The sequence below is a fragment of the Roseomonas sp. TS2 genome (assembly GCF_058833935.1).
On record NZ_JCACVY010000226.1, the window covers coordinates 1 to 5,865 of the forward strand.

Here is a 5,865-nt window from a genome sequence, read left to right on the forward strand (position 1 = left end):
GATACAGTAATTGGTTCTATTATCAGGTTTCTATCAATCCCGCCGCGGACACCATTCCCTCAAAATTTCCATTTAAAAACAGATGAACAGATGAAGCGTCCGCCTGACCTGGAATGCGGTTGGGCAAACGGCGTTCATGAATCGCCGCCAGCGGTCTTCAGCATGGCAGCGTTGGCTAAGGTCAGGACTTGCTGTCCGAAGAACATGGCGGCCGTAAGGCGGATGGCTGGCATGGCGGTGCGGTCATGACGCATGGCGATGCGGCGCAGCCCTTGAGCCTGCCGGACATGGTCTCGATGCGGTGCCGCTTCGGGGTGGCGCGGGCCAGCCGCGTGGCCGACCCGCGCGACTGTCACGAGGCGGCGTCCTGCGCATGCTCCAGGAAGAAGCGGAGCATCTCGCGCGAGGCATCGGGTCCGCGCGGGTCGGTGTAGGAGCCGGCGGGGCTGCCGCCGGACCAGGCATGGCCGCCGCCGTGGATGAGCCATTGCTCGAGCACCGTCTGCCCCGCGGTATCGGCGTGCAGGGTGCGGCTGTAGGCGTGCCCGTCCGCCACCTGCCCGCGCTGCGTCTCGGTGCGGAGCCCGCTGGGCGCGGCGGCAGCCGATTGCGCGATGACCTGGTCGCCGTTGCGGGGATGCACGGTGGTGTCCCGGTCGGCATGGAAAACGATCGTCGGTATCACCCGCGCCGCATCCCCGGTCCGGAGGGGCGTGCCAGCGGCGCCCTGCCGCATGGCGGCGAGGGCGGAGGTGAGGTCGCGGGCCGCGCCGCAGGCCAGGCCGGAATGCACCCCGACCGCGGCATAGAGGTCTGGATAGGATTGCCCCATGATGGCGGCGGCCGCCCCGCCAGCCGACAGCCCGGCGACGTAGACCCGCCGCGGATCGGCTGCGTGTTCGCGCATGACCTGCCGGGTCATGCCCGCGATCAGCGACGGCTCCCCCTGGTCGCGCTGCTGGTCGCCCGGGCTGAACCAGTTCCAGCACTTCTGGGCGTTGGCGGAACTCGGCTGCGCCGGATACAGGATGAGCATGCCGTGCTCCTCGGCGAGCAGGTTCATGCGTGTCCCGGCAGCGAAATCGTCGGGTGACTGGGTGCAGCCGTGCAGCATGACGACCAGCGGCACCGGCCCGCTGCGACGGGTGCTGGGGATGTACAGCTTGTAGGCGCGGCTCCCGGCTTTGGCGCCGAAGGACCCCGCCACGAATCGCGCCCCCTCGGGCATTGGCCCGGGCGCGGCGGCCGGCCCGCGCCGTGCCAGCCCCTCCAGCCCCTGTCCCAGGCCGCCCTGGTTGATCTGGTCGAGGAAGCCGCGCAGCGCCTCCGGCATTTGCGGCAGGGGGGCCTTGCCCATGCCGGCAGCCGGCCAGGGGCCGCCCGCCTTCCGGCGTGCTGCGGCGGCAGCCGGGGCCGGCGCCGGCTCCGACACCTCGCCGGTCTCGGGGTTCACGTCGATGATGCGCGGCGGCCGCGCAGCCGGGAGGCCGAGGCCGCCCTGTGGCGTGGCCGCTGCAGGATCAACCGCCGCATTGCCTTGCAGGAGACGCTGCAGCAGCGCGGAAGCTTCGGCGAGCCGGCCTTCGCGGGTGAGGCGGGCCGCCTCAAGCATGTCCTTTGGGAGCATCGCGTTCATGTCTGGTGCTTTCAATGCGCGGAGACAGGCCAGCCATCCTTGCAGGGAGGCTCGCTCTGCATCCCGTCATGGGAGGCCGGTGGCGGAAAACGTCGGCCGCCATCCCGATGCGAGGCGGCGGTCAGCGGCGTGCGGTGCGTTTCGGGACGATCAGCGGGTGCGGTCGGTCAGGGCGGCCTTCACCGCGGCGCTGGCCTGAAGTGCGCCCAGGACGGAGACCGAGCCGATCGCCGCTCTGGCCAGCTCGGGCGTGACGTCGGCCGCGATGCTCGCGAGGCCCAACACCCGGATGTGGAGCATCTGCCCGGCCTCGCGTGCTGCCTCGAGATCCTCGCGGCTGTAGTGCCGCAATCCGAGATCCAGGTTCTTCCGCGTGACCGACTGCCTGGCCGCGTCGGCATGCCGCTCGATCTGGTTGCGGATGGCGGTGCGGATGAAGTCGGTACGGTTGGAGTAGAAGCCGTCCTGCACCAGCAGGTCGATGTGGCCGAGATCGACATAGCCAAGGTTGATGGTGATCTTCTCGGTGTCGCCGCCCGCCTTGGGCCGCAGCTCGCGCACATTGCTCGGCATCATCCTGCCATCCTCTCACCATCCGTGTGGATGGTAGATTGGGCGCCGAGATGGAGAATGCAAGCAGCCGGCACCTCTGGTCGTGAGGAAGGGCATCCTGGCCTTCTCTGCCATGGCCCTCCCCGCCCGGTCGTTGGAAGCTTCGGCCAGCCCGGAGCGGGTTCGCCCGGTGGCGTATGCCGGGCTGCGATGATGCTTGATGCATCGAGGGGTAAGGTATAAATTCAGGGCATGGAAGCCCTGCGCCGTTCCCCTCCGCCACGTGTCGATTATGCCTCCCGGGATTACTGGGCGGGGACGATCAAGATGGGCCTGTCCAAGTTCTTCATCCTGCGTGTCCTGCACGAGGGGCCGATGCACGGCTACGACATCGCCCGCGCCGTCGAGCGCACCACCGGCGGCTGCTGCTCGCCGACCGAGGGAACCATCTATCCCGTCCTCCGCGAATTCGAGAGCGGCGGCTTCGTCACCGTGGCCGAGGAGGTCGTCAGCGGCCGCCAGCGCAAGGTCTATGCGCTGACCGAGGCCGGCCGCGCCGCCTTCCGCGTCGCGCTGGAAGCCTGGATGGAGGCGACCGCGGCCCTGCAGGATACCGGGCGGGCCTTTGCCGCCGCCGACCGCGCGCGCGCCGCGCGCCCCTCCGGCGGGGATTGCTGCGGATGAGCCATCGCGCGGCTTCTCACGCCACCATACCTTACCCTCCGATGTATCAGGGAGCGTGCCCATGACCACCTCCAGTCTTCCGGTCGCCATCATCGGCGCTGGTCCCGTCGGGCTGGCCGCCGCCGCGCAACTCCTCGCCCGCGGGATCGAGCCGCTGCTGCTCGAGGCCGGGCCAGCGGTGGGCCATGCGGTCCGCGCCTGGGGCCATGTGCGCATGTTCTCGCCCTGGGCCTTCAACACCGATGCCGCGGCGCGGGCGCTGCTCGCGGCGGAGGGCTGGGCGGCGCCCGACTCTGGCCACTACCCGACCGGCGCGGAACTGGTGGCGGACTACCTGGCGCCGCTCGCCGCCACGGCGGCCCTGCGCGGGCGCATCCGCACCGGCGCGAAGGTGTCCGGCGTGGCGCGCCGCGACCTCGGCCGCCTGCATGACGTCGCCGGCCGCGAGGCCGCGCCCTTCGTGCTGCATGTCGAGACCTGCTGCGGCACCGAGGCCATCGAGGCGCGCGCGGTGATCGACTGCTCGGGCACCTGGAACGCGCCGAACCCCGCCGGCAGCCACGGCATGCCCGCGCCGGGCGAGGCGCGCCATGCCGGGCGCATCGCCTATGGCATCCCCGACATCCTCGGCGCGGAGCGCATGGCCTATGCGGGGCGGACGACGCTCGTGGTCGGCGCCGGGCACTCGGCGATGAACGCGGTGCTCGACCTGGCGCAACTGGCGGGGGAGGCGCCCGGCATGCGCATCCTCTGGGCCTTCCGCCGCCCGCTCGGCGCGGTGAGCTTCGGCGGCGGCGCCAGGGACGGGCTTGCCCGGCGCGGCGCGCTCGGCGCCCGCGCCCAGGCGCTGGTGGAGTCCGGCGCGGTCACCGCCCTCGCGCCCTTCCTGATCGACCGTATCGCGGAGCGGGACGGCGCCCTTGCCGTCACCGGCCGGCAGGCGGCGGGGTCGGTGACGGTCGGCGCCGACCGCATGATCGTCGCGGCCGGCTTCCGCCCGGACCTGTCCTTCCTGCGCGAGGTGCGGCTGGCGCTCGACCCGGCGGTGGAGGCGACGCCGGCGCTCGCGCCGCTGATCGACCCCAACCTGCATTCCTGCGGCACCGTCCGCCCGCATGGCGAGGCCGAGCTGCGCCAGCCGGAGGCCGGCTTCTACATCGCCGGCATGAAGAGCTACGGCCGCGCGCCCACCTTCCTGCTGGCGACGGGGCATGAGCAGGTGCGCTCCATCGCGGCCTTCCTCGCCGGCGACGTGGCGGCGGCGCGCCGTGTCGAGCTGGTGCTGCCGGAGACCGGCGTCTGCTCCACCGAGCGCGCGGCGCCCGCCTGCTGCGCGCCGGCGGAGGCGCCGGTCGCGGTGCCGGTGCCGGTGAAAGCCGGCGGCTGCTGCGGCTGAGGGCGCGACGGTGAGCACCGCCCCGCCCGCGCCCCGCGCGGCCGGCGGGCCGCGGATGGGGGTGATCACCGCCATCGGGCTTGGCCAGATCCTCTCCTGGGGCTCGACCTACTACCTGCCCGCCGTGCTGGCGGTGCCGATTGCCGAGGAGACGGGCTGGCCCCTCGGCTGGCTGTTCGGCGCGCTCTCGGCCGGGCTGGTGGTCTCGGGGCTGGTGTCGCCGCGCGTCGGGCGGTTCATCCACCGGCATGGCGGCCGCCCCGTGCTCGCCGCCGCGGCGGCGCTGATCGCGCTGGGCCAGATCGGGCTCTGGGCGGCGCCGAACCTGGCGGCCTTCGTCGCGGCCTGGGTGGTCATCGGCCTGGGGATGGGGGCGGGGCTCTACGACCCCGCCTTCTCGGCGCTGGGCCGCCTCTATGGCGAGGCGGCGCGGCCGGCGATCACCCGGGTGACACTGTTCGGCGGTTTCGCCAGCACGCTCTGCTGGCCGCTGACGGCGCTGCTGGAATCCTGGCTGGGCTGGCGCGGCGCCTGCCTCGCCTATGCGCTCCTCCATCTCGGCCTGGTCCTGCCGCTCTACCTCGCGATGCTGCCGAAGGAGGCGCGCGCGCCCGAGCCGGCCGCCACGGCGGCGGGCGCCCCGCCGCCCGGCCACCTGCCGGCGGAGCAGCGCTTCGCCTTCAACCTGCTCGCCGTGGTGTTCACCCTCGCCTATGGCGTGATGACGGTGATCGCCGTGCACCTGCTCACGCTGCTGCAGGCGCGCGGGCTGGAACTGGCGGCGGCGGTCGCCCTCGGCGCGCTGGTCGGGCCCGCGCAGGTCGGCGGCCGCCTGCTGGAGATGGCCTTCGGCGGGCGGGCGCACCCTGTCTGGACGCTGGTGGCCTCCTGCGGCCTGGTGGCGGCCGGCGCGATCCTGCTGCTGGCCATGCCGGGCTGGGCGGCGGCGGCGATCCTGCTCTACGGCGCCGGCAGCGGGCTGCGCTCCATCGTGCGCGGGACGGTGCCGCTCGTGCTCTTCGGCAGGGAGGGCTACGCGATCCTGATGGGGCGCCTCTCGGTGCCGACGCTGCTGGCCACGGCGGCCGCGCCCATGCTCGGCGTCTGGGCGCTGGAATGGCTCGGGGCCGAGGGCACGCTGGTCGCGCTGGCGGTCGCGGGGGTGGTGAACCTCGTCCTGGTGGCGCCGCTGGTGCCGCTCGCGCTCAGGCCGCGCGGCCGGGCCGCCACGGGCTGACGCCGCCCGGCGGGCGGGGCGGTGGAAGCGGCCCGGGCATGGCCTCGGCCCGCCACCCGGCGCGCCACATCCTCCGGCTTCGGCAGCCCCGCCCGCATGCACCACCACCCCTGGCGCGGAGGCCAGGGCACGGGTGTGCCCGGGGCAGAAGAAGCTGCGCACCATGCCCATGAGGAAGACCAGGGGCACCAGCAGCAGCAGGATCTTCGGCACGTCGTAGAGAAAGAGGCGAAGGCCCCGCCCAGGCGCGGATGCCGCCCGACCGGCAGATGCTCGGCCATCCATTCCGGGTCGGGAATGAACTGGCCGTAGAGCAGCGCTCAGGCCCTCAGCGCCAGCGCGGTGCCGGCTGGCCAGGAG

General features: G+C 72.9%; 6 protein-coding genes. 4 read left to right on the plus strand and 2 right to left on the minus strand.

Translation table 11 applies throughout. The features are described 5' to 3' along the window. Positions 1–249, plus strand: a 249-nt coding sequence (locus ACZJYS_RS21900; protein WP_493180313.1) for a hypothetical protein, incomplete at its 5' end; no start/stop codon positions are given. Between the two features lie 103 nt (positions 250–352). Here the strand turns inward: ACZJYS_RS21900 and ACZJYS_RS21905 are convergent. Next, positions 353–1,636, minus strand: coding sequence for an extracellular catalytic domain type 1 short-chain-length polyhydroxyalkanoate depolymerase (locus ACZJYS_RS21905; protein WP_493180314.1), 1,284 nt, complete (start codon positions 1,634–1,636; stop codon positions 353–355). Positions 1,637–1,786: 150 nt separating this feature from the next. Next, positions 1,787–2,212, minus strand: a complete 426-nt coding sequence (locus ACZJYS_RS21910) for a CopG family transcriptional regulator (protein WP_493180315.1) — start codon at positions 2,210–2,212, stop codon at positions 1,787–1,789. A 303-nt stretch (positions 2,213–2,515) separates the two neighbouring features. Between ACZJYS_RS21910 and ACZJYS_RS21915 the strand changes: the two genes are divergently transcribed. From ACZJYS_RS21915 to ACZJYS_RS21925, 3 genes are all read left to right on the plus strand, one after another. Continuing rightward, entirely contained in the window at positions 2,516–2,872 is a 357-nt protein-coding gene (locus ACZJYS_RS21915; RefSeq protein ID WP_245906707.1) for a PadR family transcriptional regulator, read from the plus strand. 61 nt (positions 2,873–2,933) lie between these two features. Beyond that, positions 2,934–4,268 (plus strand): NAD(P)-binding domain-containing protein, encoded by a 1,335-nt coding sequence (locus ACZJYS_RS21920; protein ID WP_493180316.1) that lies wholly within the window; start codon positions 2,934–2,936, stop codon positions 4,266–4,268. Positions 4,269–4,278: 10 nt separating this feature from the next. Beyond that, a complete protein-coding gene (locus tag ACZJYS_RS21925; RefSeq protein WP_493180317.1) occupies positions 4,279–5,505 on the plus strand; it encodes an MFS transporter in 1,227 nt (408 codons plus the stop codon). Positions 5,506–5,865: the final 360 nt, after the last annotated feature.